The 13,613-nt window shown below is 67.0% G+C and carries 12 protein-coding genes and 1 pseudogene; 8 read left to right on the forward strand and 5 right to left on the reverse strand.

The annotated features are described in order from the left end of the window. Nucleotides 1-138 precede the first annotated feature (138 nt). The 5 genes and pseudogenes from BSZ40_RS05830 to BSZ40_RS05845 all read right to left on the reverse strand — a co-directional run bounded on the left by BSZ40_RS05830 (nt 139) and on the right by BSZ40_RS05845 (nt 4,427). Nucleotides 139-1,461, reverse strand: coding sequence for a hypothetical protein (locus BSZ40_RS05830; RefSeq protein ID WP_073824221.1), 1,323 nt, complete (start codon nt 1,459-1,461; stop codon nt 139-141). Further along, a complete protein-coding gene (locus BSZ40_RS05835; protein WP_073824223.1) occupies nt 1,461-1,826 on the reverse strand; it encodes a PadR family transcriptional regulator in 366 nt (121 codons plus the stop codon). The genes BSZ40_RS05830 and BSZ40_RS05835 overlap by 1 nt, the downstream gene beginning before the upstream one ends. 75 nt (nt 1,827-1,901) lie before the next feature. Further along, on the reverse strand, nt 1,902-2,768 hold the full coding sequence (locus BSZ40_RS05840) for an ARPP-2 domain-containing protein (RefSeq protein WP_143180892.1): 867 nt from the start codon (nt 2,766-2,768) through the stop codon (nt 1,902-1,904). A gap of 35 nt (nt 2,769-2,803) precedes the next feature. After that, a pseudogene (locus BSZ40_RS12500) lies at nt 2,804-3,043 on the reverse strand (ARPP-2 domain-containing protein); the annotation flags it as partial. Further along, complete coding sequence (locus tag BSZ40_RS05845; protein ID WP_158020873.1) at nt 3,036-4,427, reverse strand: hypothetical protein; 1,392 nt, start codon at nt 4,425-4,427, stop codon at nt 3,036-3,038. The gene BSZ40_RS05845 and the pseudogene BSZ40_RS12500, both read right to left, overlap by 8 nt. A 336-nt stretch (nt 4,428-4,763) precedes the next feature. Here BSZ40_RS05845 and BSZ40_RS05850 point away from each other — a divergent pair, with 336 nt between their 5' ends. The 8 genes from BSZ40_RS05850 to BSZ40_RS05885 all read left to right on the forward strand — a co-directional run bounded on the left by BSZ40_RS05850 (nt 4,764) and on the right by BSZ40_RS05885 (nt 13,586). After that, the gene (locus BSZ40_RS05850) at nt 4,764-5,759 is read left to right on the forward strand and encodes a hypothetical protein (RefSeq protein WP_143180893.1); all 996 of its coding nucleotides are present in this window, start codon (nt 4,764-4,766) and stop codon (nt 5,757-5,759) included. A gap of 683 nt (nt 5,760-6,442) precedes the next feature. After that, nucleotides 6,443-7,183: an NADPH-dependent FMN reductase gene (locus BSZ40_RS05855; RefSeq protein ID WP_073824227.1), complete on the forward strand. Its 741-nt coding sequence runs from the start codon at nt 6,443-6,445 to the stop codon at nt 7,181-7,183. A gap of 183 nt (nt 7,184-7,366) precedes the next feature. After that, the gene (locus tag BSZ40_RS05860; RefSeq protein WP_073824229.1) at nt 7,367-7,648 is read left to right on the forward strand and encodes an HU family DNA-binding protein; all 282 of its coding nucleotides are present in this window, start codon (nt 7,367-7,369) and stop codon (nt 7,646-7,648) included. A 218-nt stretch (nt 7,649-7,866) separates the two neighbouring features. Then, nucleotides 7,867-8,766 carry an ABC transporter ATP-binding protein gene (locus BSZ40_RS05865; RefSeq protein WP_084542670.1) on the forward strand — a complete coding sequence of 300 codons (900 nt, stop codon included), beginning with the start codon at nt 7,867-7,869 and terminating at the stop codon, nt 8,764-8,766. Continuing rightward, a complete protein-coding gene (locus tag BSZ40_RS05870) occupies nt 8,742-10,433 on the forward strand; it encodes a hypothetical protein (RefSeq protein WP_073824230.1) in 1,692 nt (563 codons plus the stop codon). Before BSZ40_RS05865 ends, BSZ40_RS05870 begins: the two co-directional genes overlap by 25 nt. A gap of 90 nt (nt 10,434-10,523) precedes the next feature. After that, the gene (gene nagB / locus BSZ40_RS05875) at nt 10,524-11,303 is read left to right on the forward strand and encodes a glucosamine-6-phosphate deaminase (protein ID WP_073824232.1); all 780 of its coding nucleotides are present in this window, start codon (nt 10,524-10,526) and stop codon (nt 11,301-11,303) included. A gap of 124 nt (nt 11,304-11,427) precedes the next feature. Continuing rightward, nucleotides 11,428-11,757, forward strand: a complete 330-nt coding sequence (locus tag BSZ40_RS05880) for a DUF3039 domain-containing protein (RefSeq protein WP_073824414.1) — start codon at nt 11,428-11,430, stop codon at nt 11,755-11,757. Then, entirely contained in the window at nt 11,754-13,586 is a 1,833-nt protein-coding gene (locus tag BSZ40_RS05885; RefSeq protein WP_425425640.1) for a DEAD/DEAH box helicase, read from the forward strand. The genes BSZ40_RS05880 and BSZ40_RS05885 overlap by 4 nt, the downstream gene beginning before the upstream one ends. Nucleotides 13,587-13,613: the final 27 nt, after the last annotated feature.

Here is a 13,613-nt window from a genome sequence, read left to right on the forward strand (position 1 = left end):
GGGTACTTTTCGGTCGCGCGGACGAAGCCCATCGGCTGACAAGGGACAGCAATTCGCCAATCACTAACGAGTTCGGCCTGTTCCTTTGTATTCGCTCCTTCGCCCCGGCCCGGTTTATCTCGGGCCGGGGCGAAGCTGTCACTGGAAGTTGAAGATCGGCGGGAAGACGATGGCCACGATCAGCCCCCAGGTGGCCAGCACCGGCAAGGCAAGGGCCTGCCAACGTTCCAGGCGCACGGCGGGCTTGCCATTGACCAAGCCGAAGTAGTGGTAGACGGACCCGACCAGGTGGACTAGCAGCACCAGGTTCAGGCCGAGGGTAGCCAGCCGGTTCGGGGTGATGTCGAACTCGGCGATGCGCGCCCCGAGCGTCCACAACATCGCCAGGTCGACGAGGACCGCCGCGCAGACAAGAGTCAACTGCAGCCAGTCCAGGGGGCGGGGCGGCGCCCCCGTCGGCCGGGCGGAGACGGTGAACAACACCACCGCACCGATGACGATCAACAGCAAGTCGACGATGGTGAGCAGTTCGCGATTGAATTCGGAAGAGCCGCCGACCATCGCCAGCAGGGAAGCCACGGCCACCAGGGTGAGGATGGGGGTGAAGACGGTCGTCAGCACGGGAGCAATGTTCTCCATCGCCGCCTTCTTCCGTTCCACCAGCCAGGCGGAGACAAACAGCGCCCCGACAGCGCCGAAGATGACTATTTCCAAAGATGGGTCTCCACCTGCTCCCGACAGCGCCAGGACGCCGAGCAGCAGCGCCAGGCATACGCCCCCGCCGAGCGCGATGAGGACGTAGTAGATGAAGCCCTCGCCGACGAACCGCACCCAGTCCAGCCAGGCGTCCAGATTGCGCCAGCGGCGCCCCAGCTGCGCGAAACCGGTCAGGGCGACCAGAAAGACGGGCAGAAACAGGGCCGACAGGGCGAGGCTCTGCGAGTTGGTGGCGAGCGGATAGAGATTGACCAGGCCGGTGGTGAGGGCGAACCCGCCACCGAGCAGCAACAGTCCAAGCCGGTCGCGGGTCGCGGCCGTGGCGACCAGATAGATCGCCACGATCGCTAAGACCAGCGGAACGATCAGTAGCGCGTAGAACCGGTCGATGCCCGGGATCGCCATCGAAGTGGGCAGCCAGGCGAACAGCCCCGCGACCAAGCCGAGGCCGATCGCCAGTGGCAGGTGCCAGGATTGCTCCTGGCTGGCGGCGGGCAGCTGCTGCCAGGCGCGATCGGGGTGGGCGGTGAGGTACTCCGCCGACAACGCCCGGGCGGCCCCAAGGCGGTTTTCGGCGATCAAGAACGCCTCGGGTGGGGTCAGCGGCAGGCTCGCTAGTCGCTGGTACTCGGAGAGCAGGTGGTCTTCTAGCTCGTCGATGTCTTCGCGGGTTAGGCCGCGGTTGGCGGCCATCCGTTCGCGCCAATGGCGCAATTGGGGAGAGATGGCAGCAATGGTGGACATTATTTCTCCTCAAAGGGACGGGGCGGCAGGAGGCCCTGCAGGGTTTGGTTGACGCTGTTGAGTGCGGCGGCTTGCCGGTGCAACTCGGTGCGCCCTGCCGTCGTTATGCCGTAGTACTTGCGGCGGCGCCCGCTGTCCCCCTCCCCCCCCCCCCCCCCCCCCCCCCCCCAGCGGGCGGCGACGAGACCTTGTCGCTGCAACCGATGGAGAAGGGGGTAGAGCATGCCCTCGCTCCAGTCGAGGACTCCGCCAGAGGTTTCTTTGATGCGGCGCAGGATCGAGTATCCGTAGTCTTCGCCGCGGGCGAGCACCCCCAGCACAATGGGGGTGGCGGCAGCCGCCACCAGGTCTTTGCTGACGCGCATCGCACCCCCTTGCCTAGTTCTGCTAGGTATGAAGATTAGCCTAGAGGTGCTAGGTAAAACCCGGGATCGGCACCCCTATTGCGCCCCCAGGCTCGCCCCTAGGCGCCGCGCCTTGGCCGCCTGCTCCCGCACCTGCGTGGTGAGCAGGTAGCCGAACCCCTGGGCCTCGATCCGGGCCACCAGCCCCGGAACATCAGTGTGCAGCGCCTTGGCCGCCTGCCCCAGGTGCCAGGCGTGGTCGCTGAGGGTTGCCAACAGGTGCGCCCGCCGGGTCTGCAGCGCCGAGAGCCGATAGGTCTTGGCGTACAGCAGTTCGCCGTCGTCCCGCACCAACCGTTCGCCCACGTGGTTGACTCGCGCCGGATCCAGATCGGTAATAAATCGCTCCAAACGCAGCGGGCCCGGCTGATAGACGACCTCCGCCCGGAGGTCCCGTGCCAGCCAATCACCGAACATCGTGTGCTGCGTGAACTCTGCCCAATCGCGGCGCATGAGCGCCAGCGCCTCGCGCAACTCCGGCAGGTCCCGGCTCGCCCCGAAGTAACCGGTGGCCTCCACGCGGCCGAGCTCCCCTCCTTCGGCGGCGTACATGAGCAGCAGCTCGCCGTACAAATCGGTCAGGAGCGTGTGATGCAGCGCCCGGTAATCATCCGGATGCGGCACCACAAACAGGGACGCAAACTCGTCGGCCACAAACACTGCCATCCCCACTTGCCCGCGGTGCAGCTCGAAGGTACGCAAGGCGTCGGCAAAGCCCGGCAACGCGGCCCCCAGCCACGCTGACTCGCTTCGCTGCACCAGCTCGTGCCGCACGAAACAGTCCGACAACTCCGGCCAGTGCATCGTCGGCGGGGCAAAGCCCACCGCCAGCAACCCCTCCAAGGCCAGTGCCAGCGGCAGGAAACGCAACCCATCCGCATCCCGCTCGCGCAGCTTGCGCACGTCCGCCACACCTGCCGGTCTGCCGCCTCGCCGCGGCGCACCTGCGCCCCCACCAGCGTGCCCCAGCGCAGGTGCAGCGCGTGCGGCACGACGGTCCAAAACTCGCGTTGCCGCCCTGTAGAGACGTGCACTGGTCCGGTGAGCAACTCGCGGGCCAGCCGCACATCCTCACACGGTGCCACCCGCACCAGCGGCACCAGACGAAACGCCCCCCACACCTGCGCCGGGGCGATATCCAAACCCGTGAGCGCAAACGGGGCCGCAGGCTTAAACATCGACACCTCCCAGGAAGCGGCGGGTCGCCCCCGCCAGATGCTCCTTCAACTCGGCCAGCGTCGTCGTGGCGGCGGCGTAGGCGGCAAAATGCAGGACCAACGGCAGCTCCTCCGCCGCCCGCAAACCGAGGGCAGGCAAAGCCGGGCTGAGGCTGCGCACCGCCAACAGGTCGGGGTCGAAAACCGGATTCAGATGGATCACCCGCACCTGCGGACACAGCTTCGCCACCGCCGCCAGGGCGGCCGCGAACGCCCCCGGCGGGTCGTTTTCCACCCCGTCCGAAACAACGACGACGGTCCGCGCGCCCGCCGCGAGCGCGTCCAGCAGACGCTCGGTCAGGTTCGTCTGCCCGGCCGCCACCGGCATCGGCCCCGGATGCGGGTGCGTCCACAGGGCGATGTAGTCGGTGCAGGCCGCGCGCAGCACCGCGTCCACGGACCAGGCCACCGCCAGCGGGTGGCGACGCCGCTCGCGCGAACCGGAGGCAGAGTAGGAGTTGTCCAGCACGGCCGCCACCGGGCCCGGCAAGGGCAGCGGGCCCGAGCGTGCCAGCAGGGCGGCAGCCGAGGCCGCCAACCAACCCAGCTGGGTCTCCGTCGGCTCCGGCAAGGACAGCAGGTAGGCGGCAATCTCGGTGGGGGACAGGCGCTCGGCCCGGAGCTGTGGACTGGCGGCCTCGGTGAGGCGGGCGTCGGCCCGCAGCCGTTCGCGATCCGTCAGACTGGCCGCAGTACGAGCATCGCGCTCAGCCACCGCTATCCCATGCTGGGCGGCAAACCCGGCCGCCACCGAAGCAGGCAACCGCAAGGCCGCCTGGCGGCTGTAGCGCGCCTGCCGATACGTCTCGAACAGCTCGGTAGTAAACGGATGCGGCAACTTGGTAAACAGGAACTCCGGTAACTCCCCGGGCAGGCGCAGATGCGTATGGCGGGCCGCCGCCGCGACCTTCCGTCGGTATTTCACCGCCTGAAACTCTGGCTCCGGATGATCCGCCAAATAGTCCCGCACCAGCGCCCGGGTGCGCCGATTGTTTATGCGTTCCCGCTGCAGGCGGCGCGCCAGCTTCCAAAACCGCGGCGGCGGCAGAGCCCGAACAGCCGCCCGCACCAGCGCGTTTTCTTCCTCCCGGAAGTCGGCCGGGGTCTGACGGCCGGTGGCCAACAGGCGGAAGACAATCTCGGCGGCGTTGAAATCGTTGATGCCCGCCGCGAGCAGGCGGGCGTAGACCCGCCGGTAGTTCCCGCACACGTACTCGTGGAGAAACGCCATGGTCAGGTGTTGCTCACTGGCCGAGTGATAAAACTCGGCCTGCCCGGTCGATACGAACGCCGCGTTCAAAAACTGCAGGAGATCCTCGCGAGCCACCACTTCGGCGCGCTGCACCATGCCTCCTTGCTGCTATCTAGGGGCCCGGGGAAGAGCGGGGTGATGCGGAAACTAATCCTTTTACAGAGGAGGCTCGGGAATCACCCCAGAGTCCCACGGGCGCAAACAGCCTACTGGAAGCGGCCGCGGGGCCGAGTGGAATGTTGGCGCGGGCAGGGCAACACGGGGCAGATTCGAGCCTGCCGCCCCCGGTGGGTGGCGCGCCTCGGCCTGCAGGCCGAGGCCCCATCGGTAGCGGGTGCGCTGGTCCTTTGCGGATCCACAGGGCGGCCTCTGTCCCCAACAGGAAGGGGGGTGGTTGTCTACCTGGCCGGAGCCCGCCAGAGTCTCCCAATGGAGATCACCGAAGAACACCTGGTGTTTAGCGGCCCCCACAGGCGGACTCGTGGGGCCGCACAAGGCGGGGATAACGTCGTGCGGCGCGGCGTGCGCTTGCGCACCGACCTGCTAGACGACCAGCCTGCCTGGCGCCAAGCCCGGCGGGCCGCGGAAGCTCGTGTGCTGGCCACCGCACTCGCGGGCCCGCGGGACGTCGTATTTGCGGGGCAGTCGGCGTTGTTGCTATGGAATGTCGACCTGTGGCAGTCCAACCCCGACGTCGAGGTGCGCCTCCCGTGCGCCGAAAAAGGGCCGGTGTTCCCAGCCCTGACTATCGGTGCCACCACAGTGCCCGCCGTGCGACAGCGGCAAGTGTGGTGGAGGGCCAACGGTCTACCGGAGGAACGGGAGGGAGTCATGGCGGATTCGCTGGTGGATGCCGCGTTGATCGCGGCCCTGCGGCTGGCCCCCATGCAGGCCGCGGTCGCGGTGGCCGGAGCCATGCGAAGGCTAGTGGATTACCGGCGGCACACACCGCAGGTGGCGACACGCACGGTGCAGACGCGGGCGCTGCTGACGAGTCACCTGGCGGAACGAGGGGACAGACATGGGCAGCTGCGGGCCCGGCAGCTGGTGCGGGTAGTCGACCCCGCTTGCGAAACAGTGGGGGAGCGGGCCCTGCACTGGCTGCTGTGCACGCTCCTGCCGCAGCCGCCCAGCGCACAGCTTGAGGTGAACGCGGAAGGGAGGCAGTTCTTCCTCGATCTGGCCATCCCGGAGCGGCAGTTGGCCATCGAGTTCGATGGGGTGAGCAAGCTGGGGCAAACTCCAGCGGCATTTCAGGCAGCCAAACGTGACTGGGTTGAGCGCCAGGCGATCATCTCGCGTGCGGGCTGGCGGGTGCTGCGGGTGGCATGGCGAGACCTGCTGGCGCTCGAGCAGCTCCGACGGACCTTGAGGCATCAACTCCAGCTCTCGCCCACGCAGCGTGGGTGTCTGCCGTGGGGGTGAGTGGTGGCCATCATGACCGTGTTGCACCGTCATGCTCTTAGTGCACCGTCATGTTCTTGTGTCACCATCATGCTCTTAGTGCACCGTCATACCCTTATTTCAGGGTTTTAAGGACATGATGGTGCCGCAAGGGCATGGTGGTGCCACAACCACATGACGGTGCCACCCACAAGGGCATGATGGTGCCACAGCCACATGAAGTTGACACCCACAACCGCATGGCGGTGACACAGTCACATGATGGTGGCGGGCTGAGAGCCTTGTAAGCAGCCCTAGGCATGATGACCACAGGAGGGGCGGGCACGACCTCGCGCACACCCCGGGCAATGTTTGGCTGCGGGCTAGGCCACCACGCCGCCCTTCGCCCACCATCATGTCCTTAGCGCACCGTCATGTTCTTAGTGCACCGTCATGCCCTTATTTCAGGGTTTTAAGGACATGATGGTGCCGCAAGGGCATGGTGGTGACACAACCACATGACGGTGCCGCCCACAACAACTTGACCGTGCCACAACCACATGACGGTGCCACCCACAACAACCTGACCGTGCCGGGCAGAAGGTAAGCACCGACCCCGGGCAGCGCTCCCGGTCACGTGGTTCCATCCGGCTGTGCCACATTCGCACCAGGTGGGTAGATCGGGCACACTGGGGGTTGGCACTCATCCAAGGACGGAGACGCACGTGATTAAGCTCGGCATCATCAACGCTACGGCCTCCTCGGCTCGCCGCGGCACCCCCATTGCAGACTGGGTAGAGGCGGTGGCCCGGCGGTGCGGGGCGTTCGCGGTCCAGCGCATCAACCTGTGGGAGGTTGATCTGCCGCTGTTTGATGAAGCCGAGTTGCCCCGTCTGCGCACCTACCGACAGCCGCACACGCTGGCGTGGAGCGAACAGGTCGATGCGCTGGACGCCTTCATCATTGTGATGCCGGAGTACAACCGTGGCTACCCAGCGATCCTGAAGAATGCCATCGACTACCTCGCCCAAGAGTGGGCCTTCAAGCCGGTGGGTATCGTCTCCTACGGCACCACGATGTCCGGGGGGATGCGGGGAGCGCAGGCCCTGATCGACGTGCTGACAGCGATGCAGATGTACCCGGTGCGGGAACAGGTCGTGGTGCCTTACATGCTCAGTTACCTGGTGGACGACGTCTTCCAGCCCACCGAGGGCATGCAGCAGGGGGCGGAGGCGATGTGTGAGTCTTTGGTGCGGGCCAACGCGGCCATGCACTTGTTGCGCACCGATCTGGAGGAGGTGGGCGATCAGCAGGGGGTCGCGCTGCACGACGTGTTCGGTACCCAAACGGTGCCGCACGCGGGGCGGGTGCCGGGAGCCCCGCGCGACGACCGGGAAGCGTGGCGGCAAGCGGGTGGGGTCGGCCCCGAGTCGGGCAAGTCGGTAGAAACGTTCCGGGACCGCTGAAAACCCCTCTATCTGACAGGTATGGTGACTTTTGTCAGTAAACTCGGGCGTGGCGTGTTATTCCCGCCGCGAAATGGGGAAAAATCGCCGTAAATCGTGGATTGGCGCGGAAAGTTTGCGTAGGGTCATCGCGAAACGAGTCGCAGCTCTGCGGCACGTACCCAGACGAAATGAGGATGGAATATGTCCGTCAACCGTACCGAGATGGTTGCTGCCATTGCTGACAAGGCCAAGCTGACCAAGGCTCAGGCTGACGCTGCGCTTGCCGCGTTCCAGGAAGTCATCACCGAGTCGCTCGCCAAGGGTGAGCCGGTCAAGATCACGGGTCTGCTGTCCATTGAGCGCGTCGAGCGTGCTGCCCGCACCGGTCGCAACCCGCGCACTGGTGAGGAGATCAAGATTCCCGCTGGTTACGGTGTGAAGGTGTCGGCCGGTTCGACCCTGAAGAAGGCCATCGCTAAGTGAGTTAACTGCTTGCCTCGCAAGGGGCGGTCCCGGTGCTTGCCGGGGCCGCCCCTTGCTGTAGGGGGTGAGCCGGGCGGGTAGTGCCGGGCCCCGGTGCTTGCCGGGGCCGCCCCTTGCTGTAGGGGGCGAGCCGGGCGGGTAGTGCCGGGCCCCGGTAGGGACGCAGTTCATCCGGGAGGGGGAAGTGAGGTAGGTCGCAGCGTTCTAGGGTGGGGAATATGAGCGTTGAGTCAACATCGCAGCCTGATCCTTTTGCCTCTCCCACGGGGAAGCCTGTTCGGCAGGCGTCTGGGCCGCCATCCCACTGGTCGCCTGGCGGCCCGTCTCCGTCGACTACCCTGCCCGTCCCGCCTGCCCCCGAGGTGGCGTTGGCGTTGCGGGGTCTGGTGAAGGTCTTTGGGCAGACCGTGGCGGCGGCGCACATTGATCTGGATATCCCAGTAGGGGCGTTCTACGGCATGGTCGGCCCGAACGGGGCGGGCAAGACTACGACTCTAAACATGGCCACCGGTCTGCTGCGGCCGGACAGAGGCACAGCTTTCGTGCGGGGTGTCGATGTGTGGGCGGACGCGCAGCACGCTAAACAGCAGCTGGGGGTGTTGCCGGATGGCATGCGCTTGTTTGGGCGTCTGCGCGGACGGGAGCTGATTACTTACGCCGGGTTGCTGCGGGGTTTGGGGCGCGCGGAGGTGGCCGAGCGCGCCGATCAGTTGCTGCGCGTGTTTGATTTGGTGAAGGACGAGAAAACCCAGGTGGGGGACTACTCGGCGGGGATGACGAAGAAGGTGTCTTTGGCGTGTGCGCTGGTGCATTCGCCGAACGTGCTGGTGTTGGATGAGCCTTTCGAAGCTGTTGATCCGTTGTCGGCGCAGGGCATCCGCGAAATTTTGACACGCTTCGTGGCGCAGGGGGGCACGGTGGTGCTCTCAAGTCACGTGATGGCGACGGTGGAGCAGTTGTGTAGCCACGTGGCGATCATGCATCGGGGGCAAGTGGTGGCGGCGGGCACGACGGCGCAGGTAGCGGCGGGCGGGCAACTGGAGGACCGCTTTGTCGAGCTGGTCGGAGGCAGCGCAACCCGGGAGGAGCTGGCATGGTTGCGACCCTCGTCCGTTTAAGGCTGCGGTTGCTGGCCAACACGTTGGTGGCCGAGACGTGGCGGCTGGTGATGGTCATTCTTGGCACGGTCTATGCCTTGAGCGCGCTGCTGGCGGCGGTGGTGGGCATGATCCTGGTAGCGGGGCATGAGCCGGAGTATCTGCCGCTGCTGTTGGGGCTGGTGGGGGCCGCCGTGCACGTGGGGTGGTTGCTGCTGCCGGTGTTGGCTTTCGGGATGGATTCGACGATGGATCCGCGTAATTTTGCTCCGTTTGTGGCCCCGTCGGCGCGGTTGGCCGTGGGACTGCTGGTGGCGGGGGGTGTGGGGATCCCCGGGGTGGCTACCGCGCTCGGGTTTTTGCTGGTGCCCTGCGCGTGGTTGTTGGCAGGCCACCCCGGGAGCGCGCTTTTGGCGCTTGTGCTGGCGCCGGTGGCGACCGTGACCTGTTGGGCGTTGGCGCGCGTGGTGACGAGCGTGTTTAGGAACCTGGGGCGCACGCGCCGCGGCCGGGATTCGACGGCAATGTTGACGATTGCGTTGTTGGTGCCCGTGTCTATGGCCGGGTTGGTGTTGCCGCCGCTGGCGCGCAACTTTTCGGTCGCGGGCGCGTGGCGGGTGGTCGAGGTGTTGGCGTGGACCCCGTTCGGGGCGGCGTTGGCGGCCCCGGCCGATATCGCTGCCGGGCAGTGGGCGACGGCCGGCGCCCGTGTCGTGATCGCGGTGGGAAGCCTGGCATTGCTGCTGTATCTGTGGCACTGGCAGCTGCCTACCGTCATGGTGGGGCGGGCCGGTGCTCCCGCCCCGCAGGTGCTGGAGCGGTGGCAGGCGGCGGGGTCGACGCCGCAGGTGTCTCACGGCCCACAGACGGTGCACGCCTTGCCGTGGGCGCACCGTTTCGCGCTCTTGCCGGGCGTCACTCCGGTTACTGCCGCGATCGCAGCCCGGCTGCTGCGGTATCGATTGCGTGATCCGCGCTACCTGGCGAATGTGGTGATGACCGGGGTGATGGCTCTGGCCTTGTCGCTGCTGCTGCCGGTAACTATCGACATCATGTCTGACGGCGGGTTAGCGGCCTTCGCACAGTGGCCGTACGCCATGGCGGGCCTGGCAGGGCTGTTGTTGGTGATGGGTTTGCAGGTGTTGCACACCGACATCGCATTAGATTCCACCGCCTTTAGTTTGCACGTGGCCGCGGGGGTGAGCGGCCGCGACGAGATGCGGGGGCGGGCCCTGTCGGTGCTGACGGTTTATGGGCCGTTGGTGTTGTTGGTGGCGGGCGTCAACGCTTGGCGGGCCCCGACCATGACCGGCGGCGTCCTCGTGTTGGCGGGCACCGTTTCCCTCAGCCTGGTGGTGGTCGGGTTGGCGTTGGCACTGGCGGGGCGTTTCATCTACCCGGTGCCACCTCCGGGCGCTTCGCCCCTGCAAAATCAGGGCACGGGGCAGATGGGCTTTTCGCTGCTGGTGCAGTTGGTGGTGATGGCGGGGATCGTGGTGGTGGCGATATTGCCGGCGGTAGTGGTGTGGGCGACGGTGGCCGGGTACTTGCCGTTGGCGCTGACTGTCCTGGTGCTGCTCGGCTACGGCAGCGGAGTGTTTGCGGGGCTGTTGCGGGTGGCGGCTGCCGGGGTGGAGAGACACGCAGTGCGTTTCTTGACCGAGATGCGTTCTTGGCCAGGACATTAGGCCCATCGCCGCACGGCCCGGCCTCACCAATGGGCTAGGGTGAGGCGAGACCAGGAAGATTCCTACACTTCAACGAAGAGGAGTAACGTCGTGGACGTTTTGATCGTGAAGGACGACGCCACCATCGGCAAGCTCGCCGCGGACGAATACCAGCGTGTCCTGACCGCCAAGCCTGACGCTGTTATCGGCCTGGCGACCGGATCGTCCCCGTTGTCCACCTACGCCGAGCTGATTAAGCGCTACCAGGCCGGCACCCTGTCCTTCGCGGCGGCCACCGCGTTCATGCTCGACGAGTACGTTGGTATCGACCCGGCGCACCCGGAGCGCTACCGCAACGTGATCGACACGGAGATCGCCTCCCAGGTCGATCTGCGGCCGGAAGCGGTGCACGGCCCGGACGGCAACGCCAGCGACCTGCAGGCCGCCTGCGCCGAGTATGAGGCCAAGATCGCGGCCGTCGGCGGGGTGGACTTGCAGATTCTCGGCATTGGCTCCGATGGGCATATTGCCTTCAATGAGCCGGGGGGGTCGTTGGCTTCCCGCACCCACCTGGGGGTGCTCACCCAGCAGACCCGCGAGGATAACGCTCGTTTCTTTGACGGCGACCTGGCGAAGGTGCCCACCCACTGCCTGACCCAGGGGCTGGCCACCATCATGGCGGCCCGGCAGCTGGTGCTGGTGGCGCAAGGTGAGGGCAAGGCCGAAGCTATCCGCCAACTGGTGGAGGGGCCGGTCAGCGCCAAGTGGCCCGCCACCATCATGCAGCACCACCCCAATGCGTTGGTGATTGTCGATGAGGCTGCTGGCTCGAAGCTCGAACTGGCGGACTACTACCGGGAGGTCGCTGCCGCGTCGGGCCGCAGCGTATAGCCGAGGCGGTGAGGCGGCGTGCCTGCCTGTGTTTGGCCGCACTCGCCGCTCCTGGGCAGGCGTGAGATTTCCCCGCGCCTGCCCAGCTGCATTTGGGCGGGGCGAGAGTCTTATGCTTGTCCTCATGCACGTACCTGTTCTTTCCACTGAATCTGCTGACCCCGGCACCAGCGTGGGGGTGCTGGAGCGGGAAGAAACGCTGGCGGAGACCGATCCGGGGGATCGCGACCGCTTCGCCCACTACGTGCGTAAGGACCGGTTCACGGCTGCCGCTGCCTCGGGGGCACCCGTGGTGGCGTTGTGCGGCAAGGTGTGGGTGCCGGGCCGTGACCCGAGTAAGTACCCCGTTTGCCCGACTTGCAAACAGATCCTGGAAGAGCTTTTGCAGGGCCCGGGCGGATCGGGACCCCGGCGGCCGCGGTGGCCGTTTGGACGCGGCGGCAGCGAGTCGTGAGCCGGGCACCTGCGGGTGCCGCCGACCAACCCACTCTTTTCGGGCCGGGCTCTTCCCTGCCCGCGAGTGCCTCGCCGTCGGCGGCCGAACAGTTGTCCCCCGCCTACCCGGCGCGGGCCGCGTGGGGCACGGCCTCGTCTCTGCGGGCCTGGCAGGCGGAGGCACTGTCTAAGTATTTGCAGACCATGCCGTCCGACTTTTTGGCGGTGGCCACGCCGGGGGCAGGCAAGACGACTTTCGCGTTGCGTATCGCCACCGAGCTGCTGTCGCGGGGGGATGTGCGGCGGGTGACGGTGGTGTGCCCCACCGAACACTTAAAGTCGCAGTGGGCCGACGCGGCGGCGCGGGTGGGCATTCGCCTGGACCCGGCGTTCAGTAACGCGCAGGGGGAAGCGGGCAGCCAATTCCACGGGGTGGCGGTGACTTACGCGCAGGTGGCCACCAATCCGGCGGTGCATCGCCGCATGGCCACGACCCGCGACACGTTGGTCATCTTGGACGAGATCCATCACGGTGGCGACGCCAAGAGCTGGGGCGAGGGCATGGGCGAGGCCTTCGGAGGCGCCAAGCGCCGCCTGTCGCTGACGGGCACCCCGTTCCGGTCTGACGACGCCAAGATCCCGTTCGTGCGTTACCTCAAGGACGAGCACGGCGTGGAGCGCTCGCGCGCTGACCACACCTACGGGTACGCGGACGCGCTGCGGGATGGGGTGGTGCGCCCGGTGTTGTTCATGGCCTACTCGGGGCAGATGGCGTGGCGGACGCGGGCGGGCGACGAGTATGCCGCCCAGTTGGGGGAGCCGCTAACGAAGGAGCTGACCGCGCAGGCGTGGCGCACGGCGTTGGACCCGGCGGGGCAGTGGATTACCGCCGTGCTGGAGGCCGCCGAGCAGCGCCTGACGCAGGTGCGGCGGCAGGTGCCCGACGCGGGAGGCCTGGTTATCGCGTCGGACCACAAGGCGGCGCGGGCCTACGCCCAGCTGTTGCAGAGCATCTCCGGGCAGGCCGCCACCGTCGTGCTGTCGGATGATGCGGGGGCTTCGGAGCTGATCGATAAGTTCTCCGCCTCGACTGACAAGTGGATGGTGGCGGTGCGCATGGTCTCGGAGGGGGTGGACATTCCGCGGCTGGCGGTGGGAGTGTATGCGACTTCCACCTCGACACCGATGTTTTTCGCCCAGGCGGTGGGGCGGTTTGTGCGGGCCCGTCGCCGAGGCGAGACGGCCTCGATCTTTTTGCCGTCGGTGGCGCCGCTCCTGGAGTTGGCAGCGGCCTTGGAAGTGGAGCGGGACCACGTGCTCGGGGGCAAGTCCGCGCAGGGCCCGACGGAGGAGGAGCAGGCCTTAGCGGAGGCGAACAAGACCGAACAGGCCTCCGATGACCTGTTTGGCCAGTTCGAGGCGTTGGATGCCGATGCCGCGTTTGACCGGGTGCTCTTCGGGGGCGGCGAGTTCGGGACGCAGGCGGCGGTGGGCTCGGTGGCGGAGGCGAACTATCTGGGGATTCCGGGCCTGCTGGAGTTCGACGAGGTCACTTCGATGCTGCGCGAGCACCAGGCCACGCAGGTGCGCCAGCAGCAGGCGGAGCAGGCGGCGGCCGGGCTGCGGGAGGCCAACTCGGGAATCTCAGACCACCGGCTGCGGGCCGCCAAACGGAAGGAACTGCAGAGCCTGGTCAGCGCGTGGGCGCGGCGCTGCGGGGAGCCGCACGCCAACGTGCACGCGGACTTGCGGCGGCGCAGTGGCGGCCCGGAAGTGGCGAAGGCGACGACGGAGCAGATCCAGGCCCGCATTGACATGTTGCGGCGCTGGTTCGTAGGCAAAAGCTGAAGCTGGACCATTGGGGCGCTGCCGCTA

Origin of the sequence: Buchananella hordeovulneris (genome assembly GCF_001907235.1) — a bacterium.
In the GTDB taxonomy this organism is placed as follows: Bacteria; Actinomycetota; Actinomycetes; order Actinomycetales; family Actinomycetaceae; genus Buchananella; species Buchananella hordeovulneris.